Raw genomic sequence first — 24,524 nt, forward strand, 5'->3', positions numbered from 1 at the left:
CCGGTGCTGAGTGAACCTCAGGGTGCCGGTGCGGAAGTACGCAGCCGTGCCACCGCCACCGCCGGCGCGGCCGAGTGCGGCAGCAGATCGCGCGGGTCGTCCGGGAGCAGCACCTCCACCTGGGCGTCCTCGGCGAACCGGTAGGGCCGGTGCTCCAGGAACGCCCCCAGATACCGCCGTACCCGTGACATCTCGGCCCGCACCGTCACCGTCCGGGCCGGGTCGCCGAACACGTCCCCGGCCAGACCCGAGGCGCTGCGGCCCGAGGGGTGCACGGCGATCAGATACAGCAACTCGGCGTGCCGCGGGCTCAGTTCCCGCACCCAGGAGCCCGCCCCGCCGGACACCTCCACCGACCAGCGCCGCGCCTGTCTGAGGTCCAGCACGATCCGGGCCGCCCCGGGCGGGGTCGGCTCGTCGGCGGCCGCCCGCACCAGCCAGCCCCCGGCCAGCGGCTCCACCGAGCACAGGCCGAGCCCGGGCAACCATCGCAAGCCCGGCGACAGCGACTTCGGCAGGGCCACGCGCCGCGTGTACGGCATCCCGCTGACGGCGGCGGTCCAGCCGTCCGGGTCGACGGCCAGGGCGCGCCCGTCGAGCCGGGCCAGCACCGGCGCCGCCACCGCGCGCAGCCGCTCCAGCGACTCCAGGTGCATCTCCCGCAGCCGGGCCTCGGCGAGCTTGGCCACCGAGTCGACCCAGGCGAGCGTGGCCGGATGCATGGTCTCCAGCGGCCCGCTGACGTCGACCACGCCGAGCAGCCGGCCGTCCCGCGGGTCCGTCAGGGGAGCGCCGGCACAGGTCCAGCCGGCCTGGGACCGCACGAAGTGCTCGGAGGCGAAGACCTGTACGGGCCGGCGCACCACCGCCGGGGTGCCCACGCCGTTCGTGCCGACGACGTCCTCCCGCCAGTCCGCGCCGAGCTCAAAACCGAGCCCGTCGGCCCTGCGCAGCACCGGCGCGCTGCCCTCGCGCCACAGCACCCGGCCCTCCTCGTCGGCCACCACCATGATGTGGTGGGCCACGTCCGCGGCCGTCAACAGCCCCTCCCGCAGCACCGGCAGCACATGCCGCAGCGCCGACGTCTCACGCCGCCGCTGCACCTCCTCCCGGGAGAGCGGCGCCGCCCGGACGTCGTGGTCCGGGTCGACTCCGCTGCGCAGCATGCGGTCCCAGGACTGCTCGATCACGGGACGCGGCGACAGGGGAGCGGGCTGTCCGGCCAGCCGCGCGGAACGGACCTCCCTGAGGACCCGGGCCGCACGTGTGGTGTCCACGGCGGCCAAGTGCGTGACGTCCATACGCGTGTGCCCCCCGAAGTCGCTTCTTTGACTGTGTGTCTCATAGTGCCGTCTGCCTGAGGGGGGCGCGCACAGTCCGCACACCTTCAGCAGCAAGTTGCAACCCCTTGCAACCCTGGTGGACAGCCCGGCCGTGACCGAAACTTGAGCCGCGCCGTCCCGAGCGGCGTTCAGTGGCTCGAGCGGGCCAGTGCGGCGGGGGTGGTGCCGTGTCGGCGCAGCACCACCCCCGCTCTTCGCGTGCCCGGAGCGGCACGACCGGTCAGGACACCGGCCGGGCCCGCTCCACCACCGACGCCAGATCCAGCGTGTGCGGCAGCGTCCCGAAGGCCGTGCCCGCGTCGCCGCCCAGCCGCGCGGCGCAGAACGCGTCGGCGACCTGCGGCGGCGCGAACCTGACGAGCAGCGACCCCTGCAGCACCAGCGCGAGCCGCTCCGCCAGCCGCCGTGCCCGCCCCTCCACGCCCTCCAGATCGGCGAGTTCGGTCAGCAGGTTCTTGATGGCCCCGTCGAGACGGTGGTCGGCGCCGCGCGCCTGCCCGACCTCCCGCAGATAGGCGTCGAGCGCCCCCGGCTCCCGCTGCAACGCCCGCAGCACGTCCAGCGCCTGGACGTTGCCCGCGCCCTCCCAGACCGAGTTGAGCGGCGACTCGCGCACCAGCCGGGGCATCCCGGACTCCTCGACGTACCCGTTGCCGCCGAGGCACTCCGCCGCCTCCACCGCGACCGCCGGGCACCGCTTGGTCACCCAGTACTTGGCGGCCGGCACCGCGATCCGCAGCAGCGCCCGCTCCTGCTCGTCACCGTCGTCGCAGGCCGCCGCGAGCCTGAGCGCCAGGGTCGTCGCCGCCTCCGACTCCAGCGCGAGGTCGGCGAGGACGTTGCGCATCAGCGGCTTGTCGACGAGCTTCCCGCCGAACGCCTCGCGGTACGTGCAGTGGTGCACGGCCTGCGCCACGGCCTGCCGCATCAGCCCGGCCGAGCCCAGCACGCAGTCGAGCCGGGTCGCCGCGACCATCTCGATGATGGTCCGCACCCCGCGCCCCTCCTCGCCGACCCGGCGCGCCCAGGTCCCGGCGAACTCGACCTCGGCGGAGGCGTTCGACCGGTTGCCGAGCTTGTCCTTGAGCCGCTGGATCAGAAAGACGTTGCGCGTGCCGTCCTGCAGCACTCGCGGCACCAGGAAGCAGGTCAGCCCGCCGGGAGCCTGCGCCAGCACCAGGAAGCCGTCGGACATCGGCGCCGAGCAGAACCACTTGTGCCCGGTCAGCTCGTACGTCCCGTCCTCCGCGAGCGGCCGCGCGGACGTGGCGTTCGCCCGGACGTCGCTGCCGCCCTGCTTCTCCGTCATGCCCATCCCGAACAGCGCCCCGGCCTTGAGGTGCGCGGGCCGCAGCTCACGGTCGTAGACCATGGACGTCAGCCGCGGCTCCCACTCGGCGGCCAGGTCCGGGTCGGCGCGCAGGGCGGGCACCGCCGCGTGCGTCATCGACAGCGGGCAGCCGTTGCCGGCCTCGACCTGCGTCCACACCACGAAGGCGGCGGCCCGCCGCAGATGCCCGGCGGGGCGGCCCCAGGCAGCCGTCAGGCCGGCCGAGACGCCCTTGCCGAGCAGCCGGTGCCAGGAGGGATGGAACTCGACCTCGTCGACCCGGTGGCCGTACCGGTCGTGGGTGCGCAGCCGGGGCGGGTTCTCGTTGGCGTGCGCGCCCCACTCCTGCACCTGGGCCGAGCCGGAGGTCCGCCCGAGCGCCGCCAGCTCGCCGAGCACCTCCTCGCGCAGGCCGGGATCGAGATGCCGTTCGACCGCGGCGGCCAGGGCCCGGTCGGCGGAGAAGACGTCGTACCCGACCAGGGGCGGGACCTGGTTTGTCACGGTGTGCGTGCTGCCTGCCATGGTGCGAACGTACCCTGCGGTCCCCCCTCGGTCACCAGGGAACGGGCCCGGTCCGCGCAGACCCGGCCTGTGGGTGGGTGGGGCCGGGCGCGACGGATACCTTTAGGGGGTGCAGCCAGCAAGTGAAACCCCCGACACGCCCTCCGGGCGCCTCCACAGGGCGCGTGCCCTGTACCGGAACGTCTCCAAGCGCAAGACCGCCTGGCTGTTGCTGAAGGACACCGTCAACTCCTGCATCGAGTACCGCATCCTGGGCCTCGCGGCCGAGGCCGCGTTCTTCACCCTGCTGTCGGTGCCGCCGCTGCTGCTGAGCATGATCGGGCTGCTCGGCTACGTCGACGCCTGGACCGGCGCCGACACCATCGAGAGCCTGCGGACCAACCTCCTGGAGGCCGCCCGCACGGTGCTGTCCGACCGGGGCGTGCGGGAGATCGCGGAGCCGATCCTGCACGACGTGACGAAGGGCGGCCGGCCCGACGTCATCTCCATCGGCTTCCTGTTCGCCCTGTGGTCCGGCTCCCGCGCCGTGAACGTCTTCATAGACACCATCACCGTCATGTACGGCCTCGACGGCGTCCGCGGCATCGTGAAGACCCGCCTCATGGCCTTCCTGTTGTTCATCGTGGCCCTGCTGATCGGCTCCGTGGCGCTGCCGCTGATGGTGGCCGGGCCGGACGCGGTGGTGCGGATCGTGCCATGGTCGACGACGGTCGTGCAGGTCCTGTACTGGCCGGTGGTGATCCTGCTGTCGATCGCCTTCCTGACGACGCTGTACCACGTGTCCGTCCCCGTCCGCTCCCCGTGGATCGAGGACGTGCCCGGCGCGCTCGTCGCCCTCGGCATGTGGGTCCTCGGCAGCTTCCTGCTGCGGATCTACCTGACCAGCACGGTCGAGGGCCCCACGATCTACGGCTCCCTCGCCGCGCCCGTCGCCGTGCTGCTGTGGATCGGTGTGGCCGCGTTCGCCGTGCTCGTCGGGGCGGCGGTCAACGCCGCCATCGACCGGGTCTGGCCGGCCGCCGCCACGGCCGCGGCCCGCGAGGCCAACGAACGGCTCCGGCAGGCCCAGGTCGCCGAGTACGTGGCCCGCACCGCCGCCCGGGACGAGGCCGACCCCGACATGCCCTCCGAGTTCCCGGAACGCTGGTCCCGCTTCCTGCCCCCGGAGGACGTGTCGTCCCGCCTGCGCACCCACGCCAAGAGCATCCACGCCAAGAGCACCCACCCCAAGAGCACCCACGCCAAGAACGGCCAGAACCACGGGGAGGCGCAGCCGCCCGGGGGAAACTGACGGGTGCCGGCTCAGGCCGTCCAGATCCCGGCCGCCGCCTCCCGTACGAAGTCCGAGATGTCCCTTGGGGGCGCGGCCCCGAGTCCCGCGCACGCCGTCGGAGAGGTGGGCGTCGCGGCCGTCGCGCGCCCGGGGCGCGTTCCTGATCAGGGCGTGCTCCGCCTGGGCGGTCCGCGTGCTGTCCCAGGACCCTGGTGACGAGGCCTGGCGGACTGACGCTCGCACACCGGCGGCGTAGCCTGGCACCCGTGTATGCGGAGCGGGCGTCGCGGCTCGCCGGGGCTGTCGTGTGGACCAACGCCCCGGGGCGGTCCGGGGCGGGGCGGGTGCTGCCCGACGGCTGCATGGATCTGCTGTGGCACGACGGGCGGCTGCTGGTCGCCGGGCCCGACACTCGCGCGCACCTCACGGACGGCGAGAGCGGCCCCTGGGCCGGGGTCCGTTTCTGCCCGGGTACGGCCCCGGCGCTCCTGGGCGTACCGGCGCACGAACTGCGTGACCGGCGCGTCGGGCTCGCGGACCTCTGGCCGGCCGCTCGGGTGCGGCGCCTGGCCGGACGCGTGAACGCGGCCCCCGACCCGGTGAGCGGCCTGGAGGAGCTGGCCCTGCGGCAGGCGGCCGGTGCCGACCCCCCGGACCCGCTGCTGCGGCAGGTCGTCACCGCCCTCGGCGCGGGCCGCCCGGTCGCCGCCACCGCCGACGAACTCGGCCTCAGCCCCCGCCAGTTGCACCGCCGTTCGCTCGCCGCGTTCGGCTACGGCCCCAAGACCCTGGCCCGCATCCTGCGGCTGCGCCGCGCCCTCGCACTCGCCCGGGGCGGTGTGCCCTTCGCGGACACGGCCGCCCGGGCCGGATACGCCGACCAGGCGCATCTGGCGCGAGACGTGAGGGAGTTGGCGGGCCTGCCGCTCGGGGAGCTACTCGCTCCCGGCGGCTAGCGGAGCGCCCCCGTCGACCAGCGGGGCGAACAGGTCCACTCCGTTGCCGTCCGGGTCGAGGACCACGGCGTACCGCTGCCCCCAGAAGGCGTCCCAGGGCTTCAGCTCACCGTGGCACCCGGCGCCCACCAACTCCTCGTACAGCGAGTCCACTTCCTCCGGCCCGTCGCACCGCAGGGCCAGCGAGGTCCGGCCCCCGCCCTCCGGCGGCCGCCACCGGGGCAGGAAGGAGCGGACCGTCTCCTCGGTGTCGAACATCAGCCGCAGCCCGCCGGGCAGTTCGGCCTCGGTGTGCGGCTGGCCCTCGGCGCCCTCGGGGAAGGCGAACCCGAGCCGGCGGTAGAAGGCGACGGAGGCGGCCATGTCGGAGACGACCAGGCCGATGGCATCGAATCGTGCGGTCATGGGCCCACCGTAGGCAGGCCCGCGCCGGCCGGTCTTGAAGGAATCGGACACCGGCCCCACCTGCCCGAATCCGTCCAGGACCGCCCCGCGACCCGCCCCGTGGCGTCGCCGCCGTGACGGCCAAGGCGGCCAAGGGCCGGGAGAGCGGGATGGTCCGGGTGGCGAAGCCGGCAGGGGGCGAACGTCGCCTGTCGCGGCACCAGGCCGTCCCGTAGTGGATCGTGCCGTCCTCCGGGAAGCAGGCCGAACGAGCCAACAATGGCTGTCCGGTGTCACGCCGGCGGCGCGGCGGTGCTCGCCCGTTCCACCAACCGTGTCGACAACTCCGTCCGCGTGCTCTCCGGCTGGTGGCCGTCCATCAGGCGCAGCAGCGACCGCAGGGCCGTGGCGGCCATCTCCGACAGCGGCTGGCGGACCGTGGTCAGCGCCGGGGAGGCCCAGCGCGCCTCGGGCAGGTCGTCGAAGCCCACCACACTGACGTCGTCCGGGACCCTCAACCCCCGCTCGGCCAGGGCCTCGTACACACCCAGCGCCATCCGGTCCGAGCAGACGAACACGGCCGTCGGCGGCTCGGGCAGGTCGAGCAGCTCCCGCATGCGGCGGCGGGCCAGGCCCTCGTCGAAGCCGGCGTGCCGGACGTACTCGGCGCGGTGCCGGAGCCCGGCCGACGCGAGCGCCGAGCGATAACCGGCGACCCGGGCAGTGCTGCACATCGTGCGCCGGTGACCGGCGACGACGGCGATGCGCTCGTGGCCCAGGGACAGCAGATGCTCCGTGGCCGCCAGACCGCCCTGCCAGTTCGCCGCGCCCACCGACGCCACGCCCTCCGGAGGTTCCTGGACCGGGTCGATCATCACGAACGGGATGCGGTGCTGCTCCAGCCAGGCGTACTGGGAGTCGCTCAGCTCGGCCAGGTTGAACAGGACCCCGGAGGAGCCCCGGGCGACCAGCTTGTCCAGCCAGCCCCGCTCCGGGCGGCCGGCCCGGGTCCGGGTCAGGGCCGCCGACACCACGATCTCCAGGCCCGCGTCGTGCGCCGCCTCCTCCACCCCGTGCAGTACCGCGCCCGACCAGGAGCTCTCCAGGGAGTGCACGACCAGGTCGACCAGCCGGGGTGTCTTGGACGTGTCGAAGCGGGGTCTGCGCACATAGCCGAGCCGGTCGAGCGCCTCGGTGACGCGGCGGCGGGTCTCGGGCGCCACGTCCTCCCGGCCGTTGACCACCTTCGACGCGGTCGGTACCGACACCCCCGCCTCGCGGGCCACGACCGCCAGCGTCGGACCTGCCGCCACGCTCGCACTCGCCGTACGGACCATCGGGAACCCACCTCTCCGGCCCGCCTGAGGCCGTGGAAAGTTTCGACCAGCGCTGCTCACCGCGATCCGGTGTCCGACCGGGCAGAAAGCGCTTCCTACTCTAGGTGCGGCGCAGGACGGCGGGAAGACGGGTGAATCACGGGTTCTGGCCGGTCAAAACTTTCGAAACCCCGAACAACCGGCTCAGCCGGGTACGCAGATCAGCCGGAACCCGGTGAAGTCCGCCGGGAACGCCGCGTCGACGAGGTCCCGGGCGTGGATGCCCGCCATCGCACCGGTGAAGCGCAGCCGGGAACCGTGGTCGTCGGACAGCCGGCTGAAGTCCAAGGTCGGGCCGATCGCCCTACGCACCCCGTCCCGGACGTGCCAGAAGCGTGCCCCGGCTCCCTCGATCGTCACGCCCAGGGTCACGGGTGCCTCCGCGGGCACCGCCACGACGGCGACCTGCCGGGTGCCCTCCTCGTCGCGCTCCACGAGGCTGAGCACCGTACGGCCGCCCTCGCCGGGCGTGCCCCGCCACTGCTGTCCGCGCTGCGGTTCGCCCTCGGGCTCCGCCCAGGTCAGGTCCAGGCTGAGGTACGCCTCCGGGTTGTACCAGAGCACCAGCCCGGCGGCCTGGGTGAAGGTGACCGGCCGCGCCTCGACGGTGACCTCGGCCTCGGCGCGGTGCTCGGTGACGCGCTGGGCCAGCAGACTGCTCGCCCAGCGGGACTCCGGCCCGTGCCGCCCGCGCAGCCGGATCCAGCCGGGCCGGGCCGTCGTGTCGGCCCAGGACGGGTCCGGCGGCTCGCGCAGGGAGCTCCAGGGCCAGGACACGTGCCAGGACGAGTCCGGGGTGGGGGCGACGGGGGGCAGCGGGTGCGGCCGCGTCGGTACGTCGACGTCCACCGCCGGGTGCCAGCCGCCCTGCCGCAGCCGGGGCCAGCCCTCCGCGTCCCAGGTCACCGCCTGGATCGCGGTCTCCCGGCCGAGCGGGCAGCGACGGCCCCGCGGCGTGTGCAGCGGACGGGCCGTCAGATGGCTGAGAAGCCACTCCCCGTCCGGCGTCTCGACCAGCTCGCCGTGCCCGGCCTTCTGCAACGGCACGTCCGGGTCGTCCCGGGTGGTCAGCAAGGGCCGTTCGTCGAGTTCGTACGGTCCGGTCAGCTCACGGCCGCGGGCCACCCGCACCCCGTGCTCCCAGCCCGTGCCGCCCTCCGCGAGGACCAGGTAGTACCAGCCGTCGCGCCGTAGCAGCTTGGGCCCCTCGATCAGCCGGTCGTGCTGGAGCAGCAGACGTGTCGGCCCGACGGGGGCGAGCGTGTCCCGGTCCAGTTCCGTGATGACGATCCCGGCGAACCGCCGGCCGCCCGGCCGGTGGTCGTTCTGGAGGTTGAGCAGCCACAGTCTGCCGTCCTCGTGGAACAGGGCCGGGTCGAAGCCGTGGCTCGGGACCCGGCGCGGCGCGCTCCACTCGCCGCTCACGTCGGCGGCCGTCGAGACGTACGTGTCCAGGTCGAAGTACGGCGTGCCGACCGAGCGCACGATGGTGTACGTCACCCAGAACCGTTCCCCGTCCCAGCTCAGCGACGGTGCCCAGACGCCCCCGGAGTCGGGCACCCCGGCCAGCGAGCCGCCGGGGGCCGCGCCCCGGACGTACCCCGCGTACTCCCAGTGGGCCAGGTCGCGGGAGCGGTAAACCGGGATCGTCGGGAACCACTCGAAGGAGCTGGTCGCCACGTAGTACCAGTCGCCGACCCGGATCAGGGAGGGATCGGGGGCGAAGCCGCGGAGGACGGGGTTGTGCAGGACGGTCACGTGAGGGCTCCGGGAGGGGTGGGCACCCGGGGGCCGCGAGGGATCAGGGTCACCGCGGCCCCCGGGAGTCAGGGAGAGGCGGGGGAGATCACTTGAGGGCGCCGAGCGTCACGCCCGTCCGCCAGTAGCGGCGCATGGCGACCATCATGATCGCCATCGGGATGATGGACAGCAGCGCGCCCGTCAGGACGAGGCTGGTGACGTCGATGCCCGACTCCAGGCGCTTGCCGGTCCAGTTGTACAGGCCCAGGTTGAGCGTCCAGTTCTCCTCTCCGCGCAGCACGGTCAGGGGGAGGAAGAAGGCGTTCCAGGTGTTGACGAAGGCGAGCAGGAACACCGTCGCGCCGCCGGTGGTCATCATCCGCAGCACGATGCTGAAGAAGATGCGCAGTTCGCCGGCGCCGTCGATCCGGGCCGCCTCGAGGAGTTCGAACGGGATGGTGGCCTCGGTGTACACCTTCGCCAGGTACACGCTGAACGGGTTGATCAGGCAGGGGATCAGCATCGCCCACGGGGTGTCCACCAGACCGATCGCCGAGAACAGCAGATACAGCGGCAGGGTGAGCAGGGCGATCGGGATCAGGAACGAGCCGACCACCGCCGCGAACACCACGCCCCGCCCGGGGAACTCGAAGCGGGCCAGTCCGTAGCCCGTGGCGAGGGCGATGAGCGTGCCGCCGAGGGAGCCGACCCCCGCGTAGAGGAACGAGTTGGCGGTCCAGCGCAGGAAGATGCCGCCGTCGTACGTGAACACCTGGTGCAGGTTCTCCCACAGGTGGAAGTCGGAGAACCACAGGCCGTTGCTCTGGTACAGCCCCACCCGGTCCTTGGTCGCGGCGACCAGCAGCCAGTACACCGGGAACAGGCTGTAGGCGCTGGCCAGGGCCAGCCCGGCCAGGAGAAAGCGCTGGCCGCCCCGGGAACGAGCGGCCGGGTCCGGGCGGGTGATCCGTCGCACGGCACCCCCGCGGGGTGGCACGGCAGCCGCTTCCGTGCCGGCTTCTTCCGTGCGGTCCTTCTCCGTGCCGTTTTCCTTGCGGTTCTCTGTCAGCGCCATCAGTCCGCCGCCTTCGAGGTCAGCCGGTAGAAGAGGAAGGACGCGACGCCGAGGATCAGCGCGAGCAGCACCGACAGGGCGGCGGCGTAGTGGTAGTTGGCGGCGTTGAACGCCTGGTTGTAGATGATCATGATCGGGGTGAAGCTGTCGCTGACCGTCTGCGGGGTGACGTTCCTGAACAGCGCGGGCTCGTTGAAGATCTGCAGCATCTGGATGATCGACAGCAGAGCGGTCAGGACGAGCGCGCCGCGCACGAACGGGACCTTGATGCTCAGGGCGATCCTCAGCTCCGACGCGCCGTCCAGCCGCGCGGCCTCGAACAGCTCGCGGGGCACGCCCTGGAGTGCCGCGTAGATGATCACCATGTTGTAGCCGATGCCGTGCCAGGTCAGCAGGTTGCCGATGGCCGGCCACACCATCGAGGGTGCGAAGAAGTTCCAGTCGAACCCGAACAGGTCGCCGATCGGGGTCAGCGGGCCCACGTCCGGGCTGTACAGGTTGACCCAGATGATGGCCGCGACCACGCCGGGGATCATGTACGGGACCAGCAGCAGGATCCGGAACCGGCCGGCCGCCTTCGCGGTGACCGCGTCCAGGAAGAGCGCCAGGACCAGGCTGACGAGCAGCATGAACGGGATCTGGACACAGCCGAACAGCACCACCCGCAGGATGGAGGTCATGAACGCCGAGTCGCTCAGACCCTTGCCGTAGTTCTCCAGCCCGACGAACTCCGTGGTCGCGCCGCCGAGCCCCAGCCCGGACTGCTTCTCCAGGAACAGCGACTGGTGGACGGCGTAGCCGATCGGCAGCAGATAGAGGAAGACGAAGCCGAGCTGGAAGGGCACCGTGAACGCGGCACCCTTCCAGCGCTGGGAGCGAATCATCGGGTATGCCTCAGCCCTTGACGCTGATGCCGCGCTGCTTCAGGTCGTTGACCGTCCACTCCTGCATGTGCGCGAGGAGGTCGGTGACCTTCTGCTCCTTGCTGACGACCTTGGCCCACTCGTCCTGCATCTCCGTGAACATCGCCGTCCAGTTCGGGCCGAAGTTCCAACCGGTCCGGACGGTGCCCAGGCTGTCCGTCACGATCGCCTTGGCCGGCTTGTAGTTCTTGCCGAGCAGCTTCTCGGAGATCGCGTCGGAGACGTACGACTCGCTGTCGGCCAGCGCCGGCATCACACCGCTGCCGGTCTCCGGGCTCGCCATGGTCTTGACCGCACCGGCGTCGGTGGACATCCACAGCGCAGCCTCGGCGGCCTGCTTCTTGTCCTTGCACTGCTCGCTGACCAGTGTCAGGTTGCCGCTCTGGTTGGTGCCGGCCGGCGTCTGGGCGGCCTCGCCCTCGAAGGTGGGCCACGGGGCGAGCGCCCAGTCGCCGAAGGACTTGGTGAAGTTCTGCACCATGCCGGACATCTGCCAGGTGGAGATCTGCCGGGTCGCGGTGCCGCCGTTGTCGTAGTTGCGCTGTACGGCCGCGTAGTCGGCGAAGGAGAGCTTGGAGTTCAGGTCGTTGTCGATGATCTGCTGGATCACCTTCGCGGCCTTCAGGGTGCCCTCGTCCTGGAAGTCCACCTTCCAGGAGTCGCCGTCGACGCTGTACCAGTTCGCCCCGGCCTGCATGGCGAGCACCTCCAGGGTGCTCGGGTCCTCACCGGCGTAGTTGGTGATCTTGATGTCGTGCTTCTTCAGCACCTTGCCGGCGGCGATGAAGTCGTCCCACGTCTCGGGCGCCTCCAGGCCGTACTTCTCGAAGAGGTCGGTGCGGTAGATGGTGAAGGCGGGCGCCGAGGCGGTGGGGACGCCGTAGATCTTGCCCTGGACCTGGCCGACCGCCCAGGAGCCGGGGTTGAACTTGTCCTTGCTGGACTCGACGTACTGCGTGATGTCGGCGAGCGCGCCCTGCGAGACCCAGCTCGTCACGTACTCGCCGGTGTTCTGCAGCAGGCAGGGCGCGTTGCCGGCCTTGACCGCGTTGGTCAGCTGCTTCTGCATGGTCAGCTGGTCGGTGACCTTGGTGTACTTCAGCTGGACGTCCTTGTGCGAGGCGTTGAACGCCTTGACGACCGTCTCCTGGCCGTTGGCCCAGCCCCAGAAGGGGAGGGTGACCGGGCCGGAGTCCGACGCGGCGTCGTCGCCCGAGCCGGATCCGGCGCAGGCGGTGAGCAGACCTGTCAGCGCTATGCCCGCGACAGCGGTGGAGGCGAACCTTCTCCGGGGGCTGGTGATGTTCATCTGACCGTGATCCTTCGAATTGGGGCGTCTCAGAACGAGAGGACGGTGGCGGCTCGGTTGTGCTGGCCAGGAACGGCGGCCGGGAAACCGTCGGCTCGCGGTTGCGGGGGCTCGGCCAAGCAGAAGCGGTAGTAACCGGTTGCTGGGACGGTAGGCGAGATGTTCGCGCCATATCAAGAGGCACGGGGGAATTCGTTACGGCGGATCGTCCGTGGAGCCATCCGCGGGCGCGCGTCGCCATGTCGGCGACGCGAACGGAATACGCGCAGGTCAGCGCATTAGAAAGCAAGCCGGGCCTGGGTTCGTCAGGCTGTCTCCGAAGACTCCGCGGGGTGGTGGTAATCCTCGGGTAACCGTTTACGTAACGACAGTCGTGCGTTACTCGCGCGGGGCGGGCGGCTGCACCGAGTGGCGTACGACGACATGGGTGCCCAGCACCAGGTGCTCGCCGTCGCCGCCCTTGCGGCGGCCTCCGCCGCCCTCGCGGCGGTCGGCGACCGCGCGCAGCGCGACGCGGCCCATCTCCTCGTACGGCACGTGCACGGTGGTCAGCTGGGGAGTGAGCTGTGAGGCGAGCGGGATGTCGTCGTAGCCGACGATCGAGACGTCCTCGGGTACCCGCAGGCCCTTCGCGCGCAGGGCCTGCATGGCGCCCGCGGCGACCACGTCCGTCCCGGCGAGCACCGCGGTGAAGTCCGGGCCCTCGCGCAGACTGTCCTCCACGGCCTCGTAACCGTGCTCGTAGTCGTACGGCCCGTGCCGCACCAGGCCCGGTTCGAAGGACACCCCGTACGCCTCGAAGGCACGCCGGGCGCCCCGCAGCCGGCCCTGCGCGGTGGTGAGTTCGGCGTGACCCGGCAGCACCAGCACCTTGCGGTGGCCGGCCGACAGCAGGTGGCTGGCCATCGCGTAGGCGCCGCCCTCGTTGTCGTAGTCGACCGTGGTCGCCGGGACATCGCCCTCCAGCGGGGGCCTGCCCACCAGGACGAGATGGGAGCCGGCCGCGTCCAGGGAGCGGGCGAAGCGGGCCATGCGCAGCTGGTACTCGTCGTAGTCGTACGCGCCGCCGAGCAGGATCACGGCGGCCACGCCCTGCTGGCGCATCAGGTTCACCAGGGCCAGCTCGCGCTCCGGGTCGTCGCCGGTGGTGCCGACCAGGGAGAGCCAGCCGCGCAGCGTGGCGGCGCCCTCTACGCCCTTGGCGACGTGGGCGAACGCGGCGCCGGTGATGTTGTTGATGAGGATCGCCACCGTCGGTGTGCCGCCCCCGGCCAGCGAACGGGCGTGGGCGTTGGTGACGTAGTCCAGGTCCCGGACGACCTTCATCACCCGGCGGCGCAGCTCCTCGGAGACCGGATAGTTGCCGGACAGTACCCGGGAGACGCTGGCCACGGAGACGCCGGCTCGCTCCGCGACGTCGCGAATCGTCGCCCGTCCGGCGTCACTCGTCGCCTTGCGCTGACTCACCCTTGCGGCTCCTTCACCGTCGTGGCCCGATCCGGCGCCGGGGCTGCGCCCCCACCCGTGCGGAAACCGTATCCCATCGTTACTCCAGGCTGGAGGGCTTGTGGACGGCGGGCTGAGGGGCCTGCCCGACGTGCGCGGACCAGGGCGTTCGGCTGGAGTGCGGGCCCGTGCGCGCCGCCGTGGCGCGGATCAGGAGGCTCCGCCTTGCCGTGGACCAGAAGGCGCTGCCGTGGCGAGGCCGGACACGCGGTCGTGACCAGGGCCGGACGCACCGGCTGACCAGGCGTACGCACGCCGCGACACGGACCGGAGGCGCTACCGCGCCGGCGGCCCCGGCAGCCTGCCTCGCCGAACCGTCACGCCACCCGTGCGAGATCCGCGTGCCGCACCTCGTGGACCGGCGGCAGGCCCGCCGCCAAACGCTCCAGTTCCTCGACGACGATGCGGCCGAGCCGCTCCAGCTCGTTGCCCAGGGAGCCGGCGATGTGCGGTGTGAGGAACACGTTGGGCAGCTGGTACAGCGGGGAACCGGCCGGCAGCGGCTCCGGGTCCGTGACGTCGAGGACCGCGCTGAGCCGGCCGGAGACCAGCTCGTCGGCGAGCGCCTCGTGGTCGACGAGCGCGCCACGGGCGGTGTTGATGAGCACGCCGCCGTCCCGCACCAGGGCGAGCCGGTCGCGGTCGAGCATGTGGTGGGTCTCCGGGATGTCGGGGGCGTGCAGACTCACGATGTCGCTGTGTCCGAGCAGGTCCTCCAGCGACAGTGACTCGGCACCGAGGGCGGCGGCCTCGGCCGGGCTCACGTAGGGGTCGTGCAGCAGGACGGTGAGGTCGAACGGCCGCAGCAGCTCCAGCAGCCGACGGCCCACACGGGACGCGCCGATGACACCGACCCGGCGGCCGAGGTTGCCGGTCGGGGCGGTCTGAGCGGGGCCCGGGTAGGCGTGCGTGCGGCGGAAGCGCTCGCGGTGGTCGAAGGCGTCCTTGCCCGCGAGCAGGATCATCGCGAGCGTGTACTCCGCCACGGGCACGGCGTTGCCCGTCACCGCGCTGGAGACCTTCACGCCGCGCTCCCACAGGGCGTCGCCGACCAGGGAGCGCACGGAGCCGGCCGCGTGCAGGACGGCGTCCAGCTTCGGGGCCGCCGCGAGGGCGCCGGCGTCCAGATGCGGGCAGCCCCAGCCGGTGATCAGCACCTCGGCGGAGGCCAGGGCGCCGGCCGCGGCCGGATCGGTGAAGTCCCGCACGACCAACCCGGGGTCGATGTCGGCCGTGCGCCTCAGCCGCTCCATCAGCGGCGGAGGGAAGAGCAGCGGGAGGTGTACCGGGTCCATCGCGAACACGGCCCGCGGCAGCTGAGGGCTGGGCATGACTCTCCTGGAGCAGAGGGAGGACGGAAACTGTTTCAGAAAGCGTCTTCTACCGTAGGTCCGCCGGGAAGCGGCGGTCAATCGGCAGGGCCGGGGTGACGGCCGAGGGCACCGGTTTCCCGGGCGACGGCCTGAATCCCCACGTCGTGACGTCGAACGAACCGGCGGAGAGGGAGAACCAGGCACGTGCGGCTGTGAGGGGCGCACCGGACCCGCCACCTCTCGGGGCCGCTCGGCACGCTCTCGGGCCGGCGCGACATGAGCATCTTCTGGAAATCGATTACCAGGGCTTCGGCATGCGGCGGTGGAGCCCGGCTGTGCACCCCGCAGGCACCCGAGCGCCCGGATGGCCAAACCTCTGACGACCCGGATGGCCACTTTGGCAACCGGTTCCTGAGCGTGCTGCCGAGGCGAGATCCCGGGCGCCCCTGGTCAGGGCGGTCCGTGACCCGCCAGTGGCTTGTTCGTGGCGGCCGGAAACGGAACTCACCGACGCTCATCGCTGATGACGCCGAGGGTGCACAGTCTTTTCGAAAACGCGTCAAGACCCTTGACGCGCCCCCTCGACGGCAAGAAGCTCTGCCCCACGCAAAGCAACCGGTTGCCTCAGCAGGCCGGAACAGCGAGGAGGTGGTGCGTTCGTGCACCCAGATGCCGGTGCTTCCCGGAGCCGCCGTTTCCTCGTCCTGCTCGCGCCGGGTGCCGCGGTCGGTGCCACGGCGCTGAGCGGCTGCGCCCCGCGGACGGCCGTCGCCGCGACCGGCAGGGGCGAGAGCGTCACGCTGATGGCCAATTCCGACGACGTCTCTCCGGAGCTGGTCCAGCAGGCCCGGACGGAACTCGGCGTCCGGGCCACCGTCGTCGGGCACGTCCTCACCCCGCTGACCGCGATGCTCACCCACGGCGACCCGCCCGGCCTGTTACGCGGCGTCCTCCTCATGAACCTCACCGCCGCCGCCGGCGGCAGCCACTTCTCCGCACCGTAAGGAACTTGGCCATGAACAACATTCAGGGCACCGGCCTGACCCGGCGCACCGTCATCCAGGCCGCGGGGGCCGCCGCGGCCGCCTACTCCCTGATCGGCACGGCAGCCGGCACCGCCGCCGCGGCGGACGACAGACCGGAGGCCGCCGACCGGCTGGTCATCCACCCCGTCCCGGGCGCACTGCCGATCAACACCACCTTTGTCGTCAAGGCCCGTACGCCCGGGGGCCAGTGGAAGCCGGTGCCCGTCCTGCGCGCCACCACGAAGACCATCAACGAGAAGACCGGCAGCGGCACCATCCGCCCCACCTCGGTGGCCAACCTCGACTTCGCCGGCACCGTGGAAGTGCAGGTCACCTGGTCCAAGGGCACCATCCCCTCCGCTCGGATCCGCCCGCTGTCGTACGACATCCGGCACGAGGTCAGCGGCGACACCATCACCTTCAGTCTCACCGAGCCGCGCAACCTCTCCGTCGAGATCGACGGCGACCTCTACGGCAACCTGCAACTGCACGCCAACCCCATCGAGATGACGCGGCCCGAGCAGGAGGACCCTGACGTCATCTACTTCGGCCCGGGCCTGCACACCCCCGCGGGCGGCGTGGTGAAGGTGCCCAGCGGCAAGACGGTGTACCTGGCCGGCGGCGCGGTGCTCAACGCCCGGGTGGAGTTCGTGAAGGTGGAGAACGCCCGCCTGCTCGGCCGGGGCATCATCTGGAACTCGGAAGCCGCCACCCTGGTGGCGTTCTCCAGGAACATCGAGATCGACGGCATCCTCGTCCTCAACCCGAAGTCCGGCTACTCCTGCACCATCGGCCAGTCCAAGCAGGTCACCGTCCGCAACCTGCACTCCTACAGCAGCGGCCAGTGGGGCGACGGCATCGACGTGTTCAGCAGCGAGGACGTCCTGATCGAGGGCGTGTGGATGCGCAACAGCGACGACTGCATCGCGATCTACGCCCACCGCTGGGACTACTACGGCGACTGCCGCAACGTCACCGTCCGCGACTCCACCCTCTGGGCCGACGTCGCACACCCGATGAACATGGGCACCCACGGCAACCCGGAGAAGCCGGAGACCATCGAGAACATCGTCTTCAGCAACATCGACGTCCTCCAGCACCGCGAGCCGCAGGTCCTCTACCAGGGTTGCTTCGCCCTCAACCCCGGCGACAGCAACCTCATCCGCAACATCCGCATCCAGGACGTCCGGGTGGAGGACTTCACCTGGGGCCAGCTGATCAACATGCGGGTCATGGCCAACCGGTACAACGCCGCACACGGCCGCGGCATCGAGGACGTCTACGTCCGCAACCTCTCCTACAACGGCACGCACGCCACCATGGCGATCCTGACCGGCTACGACGCGGACAACCCCATCAAGAACCTCACCTTCCAGAACCTGGACATCAACGGCACGGTCGTCCACGACAAGATGCGCAAGCCCGGCTGGTACCTGACCACCGACATGGTGCCGGCGTTCGCCAACGAGCACGTGAAGAACCTCCGCTTCCTCGACGCGGCCACCGCCGCCTCCACGGAGAAGCCCGAGATCACCAGCGCGGGCACGGCGACGGCCGTCAAGCAGCAGGTCTTCAACCACCTGATCACCGCGAGCGCGCTGCCGACCTCGTTCGCCGCCGAGGAACTGCCCAAGGGCCTGACGATCGATGAGAAGACCGGCTTGATCTCCGGCATCCCGCAGGTCCCCGGCAGCTACACGGTCACCGTCAAGGCCACCAACACCGCCGGTACGGCGACCCGGTCCGTCAAGCTCACCGTCCAGAACGCGTAAGCCAGGAGTCATCCGTGCAACCCCTCAACCGACGGACGTTCCTCGGCGCCGCGGGGCTCGCGGGCGTGGCCGCGGGCGGACTGCTGTCCGCCGTCGCCGCGCCCGCCTGGGCCCAGACCGCCGAGCAGGCGTACGCCTTCACCCATCCCGGACTGCTGCACTCCCGCGCCGACCTGGACCGCATGCGGTCCGCGGTCGCCGCCGGGAACACCCCGATCGCCACCGGATTCGCGGCCCTGGCCGCCGACTCCCGCTCCCAGCACACCTACGGCGTCCGCAACACCGGACAGATCCGCACCTGGGGTCGCGGCCCCACCGACAACACCGGCCAGGCCGTCACCGACGCGGCCGCCGCCTACCAGAACGCCCTGATGTGGGCGATCACCGGCGACGTCCGGCACGCCGACAAGGCACGCGACATCCTCGACGTCTGGGCCGCCTCCCTCACCGGCATCACCGGCGCCGACGGACAGCTCGGGGCCGGGATCCAGGGCTTCAAGCTCGTCAACGCCGCCGAGATCCTGCGGCACTCCGGCTACGACGGCTGGCCCGAGGACTCCATCAGCCGCTGCGAGCGCTCCTTCACCGACGTCTGGTACCCGGCCCTGTCCGGCTACTGCCTGTACGCCAACGGCAACTGGGACCTCGCCGCGCTGCGCACCATCCTCGCCATCGCCGTCTTCTGCGACCACCCCGTGATGTTCGAGGACGCCCTGCGGTTCGCCGCCACCGGCGCCGGCAACGGCTCCGTGCTGCACCGCGTCGTCAGCGCCACCGGACAGGGCCAGGAATCGGGCCGCGACCAGGCGCACGAGCAGCTCGCCATCGGCCTGCTCGCCGACGCGGCCGAGGTCGCCTGGCAGCAGGGCGTGGACCTGTACGGCTTCGCCGAGAGCCGGATCCTCGCCAACTTCGAGTACTTCGCCCGCTACAACCTCGGCGACGACTCGGTTCCGTTCACGCCCGACCTCGACCGCACCGGCAAGTACGTCAAGACGGCCGTCTCCGACCGGCAGCGCGGGGCGTTCCGGCCGGTGTGGGAGATGGGGTACGCGCACTACGCGGGCCGTCTCGGCATGTCCGCGCCGTACACCCAGAAGGCCGTCTTCCGCGGCCCGGACGGCACCCGCGTGACCGAGCGCTATCACGAGGACCACCCCGGCTGGGGCACCCTCACCTACGCCGGTACGAAGGCCGCCGCGCCGAGCGCGCCGACGGCGCCCTCGGGCGTCACGGCGACCGGCGCGGACCGGGCGGTCACCGTGTTCTGGCTGCCGTCCGCCTGGGCGAGCGGCTACACCGTACGCCGGGCCACCCGCCCCGACGGGCCGTACGAGACCGTCGCCTCCGGCGTCTCGAAGCCCACGTACACCGACCGCGGCGTCCGCGCGGGCCGTACCTACTACTACACCGTCAGCGCTGCCAACTCCCGAGGCAAGAGCCCCCGTTCGGCCTGGGCATCGGCGGCCGCCGGGCTCCCCGAGCCCTGGTCGACCCGGGACATCGGAGGCGTGAAGACTCCCGGCTCGGCCGTGTTCGACGGCGAGCGGTTCGTGCTGGAGGCCTCCGGCACCGCCGACACCTACCGCATGGCGTACCTGCCGCTGCGCGGCGACGGCACGGTCACCGCGCGGATCGTGTTCCCGCTCAGCTCGCAGTACTCCAAGATCGGCGTCACCGTGCGGGCGGGCCTGGACGCGGACGCGGCACACGCGGCCATGCTGCTCCAGGGGCTGCCGCTGCACACGTGGAGCGGCGTGTGGACCGTGCGCCCGACGGCCGGGGCCCGGATCTCCGCCACCGGCAGCACCCCCGTGCCGCCGTCCCAGCAGGAGATGATCACCGCCAAGGCGTCCTTCCCGATCTCCGACCTCGGCGCCCTGCCCGAGTCGGCCACCCCGCTTCAGGCGCCGTACGTCGAGGGCGCGGGCGACGGCTACCGGCTGCGCGAACCGTACTGGGTGCGGCTGACCCGGAAGGGGCGGTGGTGCACCGGGGAGATCTCACCCGACGGCACACGGTGGACGGAAGTCGGTCGCACCGAGGTCGACGGCCTGCCGCACACCGCGTACGCGGGTCTCGTCCTCACCTCCTGCCTCGGTGTGGACGAGGAGTACGCCGAGACCGGCACCGGCGCCTTCGACAACGTCACCGTCACCGCCGCGACCAGCGAGGTCTGGTCGGTGCCCCGCCCCGCCCGCACCGCGACCGGGCTGAGCGCGGCCACCGGCGCCGACGCCGTCGAACTGGCCTGGACCGACCCGGACCCGGCCGCCCGCTACACCGTGCTGCGCGCCGAGAGCGCGGACGGCCCCTACCGCCCCCTCGCCAAGGACGTCGGCCCGGTCGGCTTCGGCACCCGCATCCGGTACACCGACGCCACCGGCACGCCCGGCACGACATACCACTACGCCGTCGCCAAGACGAACGCGGGCGGCAAGAGCCCGCGCTCGGCACCCGCCTCGGCCACCATGCCCAAGCCCTCCGTCCCCGAACTCACCTCCGCCACCACGGCGTTCGCGAACAGGGGCGACGAGTTCCGGCACGTGCTGCGAGCCACGCACGAGCCCGTCCGCTTCACCGCCAAGGGCCTGCCCGACGGCCTGCGCGTCGACCCGCACACCGGCCTGATCTCCGGAACACCCACGCAGACGGGCGAGTTCAAGGTCACCACCACCGCGGGCAACGCCGCCGGAGCCGCCACCGGCGCCCTCACCCTCACGGTCGGCACCCCGCCGCCCGAGCCCTGGACCTACGGCGACCTCGGCGACGTGGTCCATGACGACCGCGCCTTCGCCACCTTCGGCGTGGCCGTCGTCCGCACCCCCGGCAGCACCTCCCACCAGGACGGGACCTTCGTGGTGCGGGGCGCCGGGACCGACCTCACCGTCAACAACCAGGGCATGACGGGTCAGTTCGTACGACGGCCCGTCACCGGCGACTGCGAGGTCACCGCCCGTCTGATCTCCCGCGCCGGAGCCACCGGCGACCGGGTCGGCCTGCTCATGGCCAAGTCCCTGTCGCCGTTCGACCAGGCGGCCGGGGCGATCGTCACCGGCGGCACGAGCGCCCAGCTGATGCTGCGCATGGCTGTCGCCGGCCGGTCCACGTTCACGGGCAACGGGGCGGTCACCGCTCCCTGCCTGCTGCGGCTGAAGCGCACCGGGACGCACTTCACCGCATCCGTCTCGTCCGATGACGGCGCCACCTGGACCCCCCTCGCCGAGGGAGACATCCCCGGCTTTGGTGACGCCCCCTACTACGTGGGCCTCGTGGTCTGTTCCCGCAGCCCCCTGACCCGCAGCACCACCGAGTTCGACGAGGTGAGCATCACCCCCATGTAATCCTCCTGGATTGGAGACGCACCGCATGAGCCGCACTTCCCCCCACACGCACCACGAGGGCGGCGCAGTGAGCCGCCGCGGTCTGCTCAAGACCGCCGGCGGCCTCACCGCGGCTGTTGCCCTCGGCGCCACCGCCACCGCCACCACGGCGGACGCGGCCCCGGCGACCTTCACCCACCCCGGCATGCTGCACAACTGGGGCGACATCAACCGGGCCAAGGTCCGGGTCGCCGCCGGCGACAACCCCTGGCTGTCCGGCTGGAACAAACTGAGGGAGAACTCCCACTCCCAGTCCACCTGGACCGCCAGGCCGCAGTCCGTCGTCTACCGGGGCTCGGGCACCCCCGAGAACTACTCGCTCCTCTACAACGACATCGCCGCCGCCTACCAGAACGCCCTGCGCTGGCAGATCGCCGGCACCGCCGCGAACGGCGACTGCGCCGTGCGCATCCTCAACGCCTGGGCGAACACGCTCACGTCCATCCAAGGCACCGCCGACCGGTACCTCGCCGCGGGCATCTACGGCTGGCAGTTCGCCAACGCCGCCGAACTCATGCGCGGCTACGCCGGGTTCGACCTGAACAAGTTCAAGCAGATGATGCTGAACGTGTTCTACCCGCTGAACAACAGCTTCCTGACCAACCACAACGACGCCTGCATCACCAACTACTGGGCCAACTGGGACCTGTGCAACATGGCCTCGGTCATGGCCATCGGGATCCTGTGCGACGACGGCGCAAAGTACGACCAGGCCGTCAACTACTTCAAGAACGGCGGCGGCAACGGCCAGATCCGGCGCGCGGTGCCGTTCCTGCACCCGGGCGTCGAGGGCTACGACCTCGGCCAGTGGCAGGAGTCCGGCCGCGACCAGGGCCACACCATCATGGGCATGGGCCAGATGGGCGCGATCTGCGAGATGGCCTGGAACCAGGGAGAGGACCTCTACTCGTACGACGGCCGCCGCTTCATGAAGGCCGCCCAGTACGTCGCCAAGTACAACCTGAACATGAACGTGCCCTTCACCACCTACACCTGGGGCAGCGGCCAGAACTGCTCCCAGCAGTCGCACACCGCGATCAGTTCCGTCTCCCGCGGCCAGCCCCGCCCGGTGTGGGCCATGCTCCACTACCACTACGGGCGCCGCCTGCTCCTCGACGACAGGTACATCGCCCAGATGTGCTTCTCCGTCCCCGCCGAGGGCGGGGGAGGCGACTACGGCACCACCAGCGGCGGCTTCGACCAGCTCGGGTTCGGCACGCTGATGTACGCCAAATAGCGTGTCCGTAGCCCAGGAGTCCGCCGAATAGCGGTCAAGCCGGCTCGTGCACCGGAATACCGGTGGACCATGAGGTGCTCTGGTAGCACCGGTGCACGAGCGCGGCGAAGGGCTGGTGGGCGTATGACGGCAGGCCGGACGGATCCCGTGGTCAGGAGCCCGTACGGGGCCGTACGCGGCAGGTACGAGCGGGGAGTCGCGGTGTTCCGCGGCATCCCGTACGCGGCGCCCCCCTTCGGCCCCCGCCGCTTCCGCCCGCCCGTACCCCTCCCGCCCTGGGACGGCGTCCGCGACGCCGCCGCCTTCGGCCCCACCCCGCCGAAACCCCCGTACTCCGACGCCTTCGCCCCGTACCTGTCCGACCCGGTCCTCCCCGGCGACGACTGCCTCAACCTCAACATCTGGACCCCGCAACCGGACCCCGGCGTCCGCCTCCCCGTCCTCGTCTGGATCCACGGCGGCGCCCTGACCAGGGGCTCGTCCGCCGTCCCCGTGTACGACGGCCATGCCTTCGCCCGCGACGGCGTCGTCTGCGTCTCGATCAACTACCGGCTGGGCGTCGAAGGCTACGGACTGTTCCCGGACACCCCTCCGAACCCCGGCCTGCGCGACCAGATCGCCGCCCTGACCTGGGTGTACGAGGCCATCGAGGCCTTCGGCGGCGACCCCGGCCGCATCACCCTCTTCGGCCAGTCCGCCGGCGCGATCAGCATCGGCGCCCTCATCGCCGCCCCGCAGACCCAGGGACTGGTCCGGCGGGCGGTCCTGCAGAGCGGGCCGCCCGAGGCGTCCGAGCGGGCCAAGGTCCGGCGGATGGTGCGCCGGATGGCCTCCCGGCTGAAGATCCCCGCCACCGCCGAGGCCTTCGCCGCCGTCGACCGCGACCTGCTCCTGCACACCCAGTCCGAGGTGGGCAAGCTCAGCAGCCCGGTGCTCGGCGGCCCCGCCTTCGGCATCGTCATCGACGGCGACACCGTCCCGCGCGACCCCCTTCAGGCCCTCACGGAGGGCGGCGCCGCCCCGGGCGTCGAGCTGATGACGGGCTGGACCCGCGACGAGTACCGGCTGTGGCTGGTCCCGGGCGGCCTCCTGGACCGCCTCGACCGCCTCGGAGCCGTCGCCTTCGCGGGCGCCATGGCCCGCTGCCACTGCGGCAGCGAGGTCCCGCGCGGCTACCGCGCCCTGCACCCCGAGGCGAGCACGGCGGACATCGTCGGCCAGCTCGTCACCGACCGCCTCCTCCGCATCCCCCTGCACCACCTGGCCGACGCCCGTACGGAACCCTCGTACGTCTACGAGTTCGCCTGGCCCTCGAACCTCCCCGACCTCGGCTCCTGCCACGCGCTGGAGCTCGGCTTCGTCTTCGACACCGGGGAGGTCCCGGAGTCCCGGAAACTGGCGGGGGAGGGCGCGCCGCAGGAGCTGGCCGACGCGATGCACACGGCGTGGGTGCGGTTCGCGACGGACGGCGACCCGGGCTGGGAACGCTGGGACGCCACCCACCCGGTGCGCGTCTTCGGGGACCGCGCACCGGACGCCGAGAACGGCGTGGCCTACACGGCGTACGGACCCCGCGACCGCGAACTCGCCCTCTGGGCGACCGACGCCGCCGACGTCACTCCTGAGGAGCCAGTGACGACAGGAAGGCGGTCCAGGTGGCGGGGGTGATGGTGAGGTGGGGGGTGGAGGGGGTCTTGCTGTCGCGGATGTGGATGGCGGTGGGGTGGGGGGCTATCTCAACGCAGTTGCCGCCCTCGCTGCCGCTGTAGCTGGACTTGCGCCAGTGGTAGGCGACTTCGATGCCGTGGATTCCTGCTGAGGCTGGTGCCGTACGGCGAGGACGGCGGCGTGCGGGTCGAGGTGCACGACAGCGGTGACGGCGTGCCGGTGCTGCCGCGGCAGGACGTCCAGGAGCCCTGCGAGGGCGGGCGGGGCCTGTTGCTGGTGCCGGAGCTGGCGGACAAGTGGGGCGTGGGGGCGAGGTGCCCGGGCAAGATCGTGTGGTGCGAGCTCGAGGGCGGCCGGGATTGACCCTCACACCGTGTCAGCCAGTG

At 71.7% G+C, this 24,524-nt stretch carries 18 protein-coding genes and 1 pseudogene; 8 read left to right on the plus strand and 11 right to left on the minus strand.

Going from position 1 to position 24,524, the window contains the following annotated elements; genetic code table 11:
- Positions 1–17: 17 nt before the first annotated feature.
- Together ACZ5TL_RS28765 and ACZ5TL_RS28770 are read right to left on the minus strand one after the other, a co-directional pair.
- Positions 18–1,301: a GAF domain-containing protein gene (locus tag ACZ5TL_RS28765; protein WP_468593415.1), complete on the minus strand. Its 1,284-nt coding sequence runs from the start codon at positions 1,299–1,301 to the stop codon at positions 18–20.
- 262 nt (positions 1,302–1,563) lie between these two features.
- Positions 1,564–3,198, minus strand: coding sequence for an acyl-CoA dehydrogenase family protein (locus ACZ5TL_RS28770; RefSeq protein WP_468593416.1), 1,635 nt, complete (start codon positions 3,196–3,198; stop codon positions 1,564–1,566).
- A gap of 109 nt (positions 3,199–3,307) precedes the next feature.
- Between ACZ5TL_RS28770 and ACZ5TL_RS28775 the strand changes: the two genes are divergently transcribed.
- Both ACZ5TL_RS28775 and ACZ5TL_RS28780 read left to right on the plus strand, forming a co-directional pair.
- Positions 3,308–4,489, plus strand: a complete 1,182-nt coding sequence (locus ACZ5TL_RS28775) for a YihY/virulence factor BrkB family protein (RefSeq protein WP_468593418.1) — start codon at positions 3,308–3,310, stop codon at positions 4,487–4,489.
- A gap of 248 nt (positions 4,490–4,737) precedes the next feature.
- Positions 4,738–5,427 carry a helix-turn-helix domain-containing protein gene (locus tag ACZ5TL_RS28780; RefSeq protein WP_468593419.1) on the plus strand — a complete coding sequence of 230 codons (690 nt, stop codon included), beginning with the start codon at positions 4,738–4,740 and terminating at the stop codon, positions 5,425–5,427.
- On the opposite strand, the gene ACZ5TL_RS28785 is transcribed toward ACZ5TL_RS28780, so the two are convergent.
- From ACZ5TL_RS28785 to ACZ5TL_RS28820, 8 genes are all read right to left on the minus strand, one after another.
- Complete coding sequence (locus ACZ5TL_RS28785) at positions 5,407–5,832, minus strand: VOC family protein (RefSeq protein WP_468593421.1); 426 nt, start codon at positions 5,830–5,832, stop codon at positions 5,407–5,409. The two genes, ACZ5TL_RS28780 and ACZ5TL_RS28785, sit on opposite strands and share 21 nt — an antisense overlap.
- A gap of 272 nt (positions 5,833–6,104) precedes the next feature.
- Positions 6,105–7,148, minus strand: a complete 1,044-nt coding sequence (locus tag ACZ5TL_RS28790; RefSeq protein WP_468593423.1) for a LacI family DNA-binding transcriptional regulator — start codon at positions 7,146–7,148, stop codon at positions 6,105–6,107.
- A 183-nt stretch (positions 7,149–7,331) separates the two neighbouring features.
- Positions 7,332–8,945: a glycoside hydrolase family 43 protein gene (locus ACZ5TL_RS28795; RefSeq protein WP_468593425.1), complete on the minus strand. Its 1,614-nt coding sequence runs from the start codon at positions 8,943–8,945 to the stop codon at positions 7,332–7,334.
- An 88-nt stretch (positions 8,946–9,033) separates the two neighbouring features.
- Positions 9,034–10,002 carry a carbohydrate ABC transporter permease gene (locus ACZ5TL_RS28800; RefSeq protein ID WP_468593426.1) on the minus strand — a complete coding sequence of 323 codons (969 nt, stop codon included), beginning with the start codon at positions 10,000–10,002 and terminating at the stop codon, positions 9,034–9,036.
- A complete protein-coding gene (locus ACZ5TL_RS28805; RefSeq protein ID WP_468593428.1) occupies positions 10,002–10,886 on the minus strand; it encodes a carbohydrate ABC transporter permease in 885 nt (294 codons plus the stop codon). Before ACZ5TL_RS28805 ends, ACZ5TL_RS28800 begins: the two co-directional genes overlap by 1 nt.
- A 10-nt stretch (positions 10,887–10,896) precedes the next feature.
- Positions 10,897–12,234, minus strand: coding sequence for an ABC transporter substrate-binding protein (locus ACZ5TL_RS28810; protein WP_468593429.1), 1,338 nt, complete (start codon positions 12,232–12,234; stop codon positions 10,897–10,899).
- 378 nt (positions 12,235–12,612) lie between these two features.
- Positions 12,613–13,701, minus strand: a complete 1,089-nt coding sequence (locus tag ACZ5TL_RS28815) for a LacI family DNA-binding transcriptional regulator (protein WP_468593430.1) — start codon at positions 13,699–13,701, stop codon at positions 12,613–12,615.
- 356 nt (positions 13,702–14,057) lie between these two features.
- Complete coding sequence (locus tag ACZ5TL_RS28820; RefSeq protein WP_468593431.1) at positions 14,058–15,071, minus strand: hydroxyacid dehydrogenase; 1,014 nt, start codon at positions 15,069–15,071, stop codon at positions 14,058–14,060.
- A gap of 641 nt (positions 15,072–15,712) precedes the next feature.
- On the opposite strand from ACZ5TL_RS28820, the gene ACZ5TL_RS28825 reads away from it, so the two are divergent.
- From ACZ5TL_RS28825 to ACZ5TL_RS28845, 5 genes are all read left to right on the plus strand, one after another.
- Entirely contained in the window at positions 15,713–16,057 is a 345-nt protein-coding gene (locus ACZ5TL_RS28825) for a hypothetical protein (protein ID WP_468593432.1), read from the plus strand.
- 11 nt (positions 16,058–16,068) lie between these two features.
- Positions 16,069–17,850 (plus strand): putative Ig domain-containing protein, encoded by a 1,782-nt coding sequence (locus ACZ5TL_RS28830; RefSeq protein WP_468593433.1) that lies wholly within the window; start codon positions 16,069–16,071, stop codon positions 17,848–17,850.
- 14 nt (positions 17,851–17,864) lie between these two features.
- Positions 17,865–21,194, plus strand: coding sequence for an alginate lyase family protein (locus tag ACZ5TL_RS28835; protein ID WP_468593434.1), 3,330 nt, complete (start codon positions 17,865–17,867; stop codon positions 21,192–21,194).
- A 25-nt stretch (positions 21,195–21,219) separates the two neighbouring features.
- A complete protein-coding gene (locus tag ACZ5TL_RS28840) occupies positions 21,220–22,470 on the plus strand; it encodes an alginate lyase family protein (protein WP_468593435.1) in 1,251 nt (416 codons plus the stop codon).
- Positions 22,471–22,593: 123 nt separating this feature from the next.
- Complete coding sequence (locus ACZ5TL_RS28845) at positions 22,594–24,138, plus strand: carboxylesterase/lipase family protein (protein ID WP_468593436.1); 1,545 nt, start codon at positions 22,594–22,596, stop codon at positions 24,136–24,138.
- Here the strand turns inward: ACZ5TL_RS28845 and ACZ5TL_RS28850 are convergent.
- Positions 24,086–24,280 carry a DUF397 domain-containing protein gene (locus ACZ5TL_RS28850; RefSeq protein WP_468593525.1) on the minus strand — a complete coding sequence of 65 codons (195 nt, stop codon included), beginning with the start codon at positions 24,278–24,280 and terminating at the stop codon, positions 24,086–24,088. The genes ACZ5TL_RS28845 and ACZ5TL_RS28850 overlap by 53 nt on opposite strands.
- Here ACZ5TL_RS28850 and ACZ5TL_RS28855 point away from each other — a divergent pair.
- Positions 24,274–24,501 (plus strand): annotated as a pseudogene (locus ACZ5TL_RS28855) (ATP-binding protein); the annotation flags it as partial. The gene ACZ5TL_RS28850 and the pseudogene ACZ5TL_RS28855 sit on opposite strands and share 7 nt — an antisense overlap.
- Positions 24,502–24,524: the final 23 nt, after the last annotated feature.

The organism is Streptomyces sp. NPDC033136 (assembly GCF_055578235.1).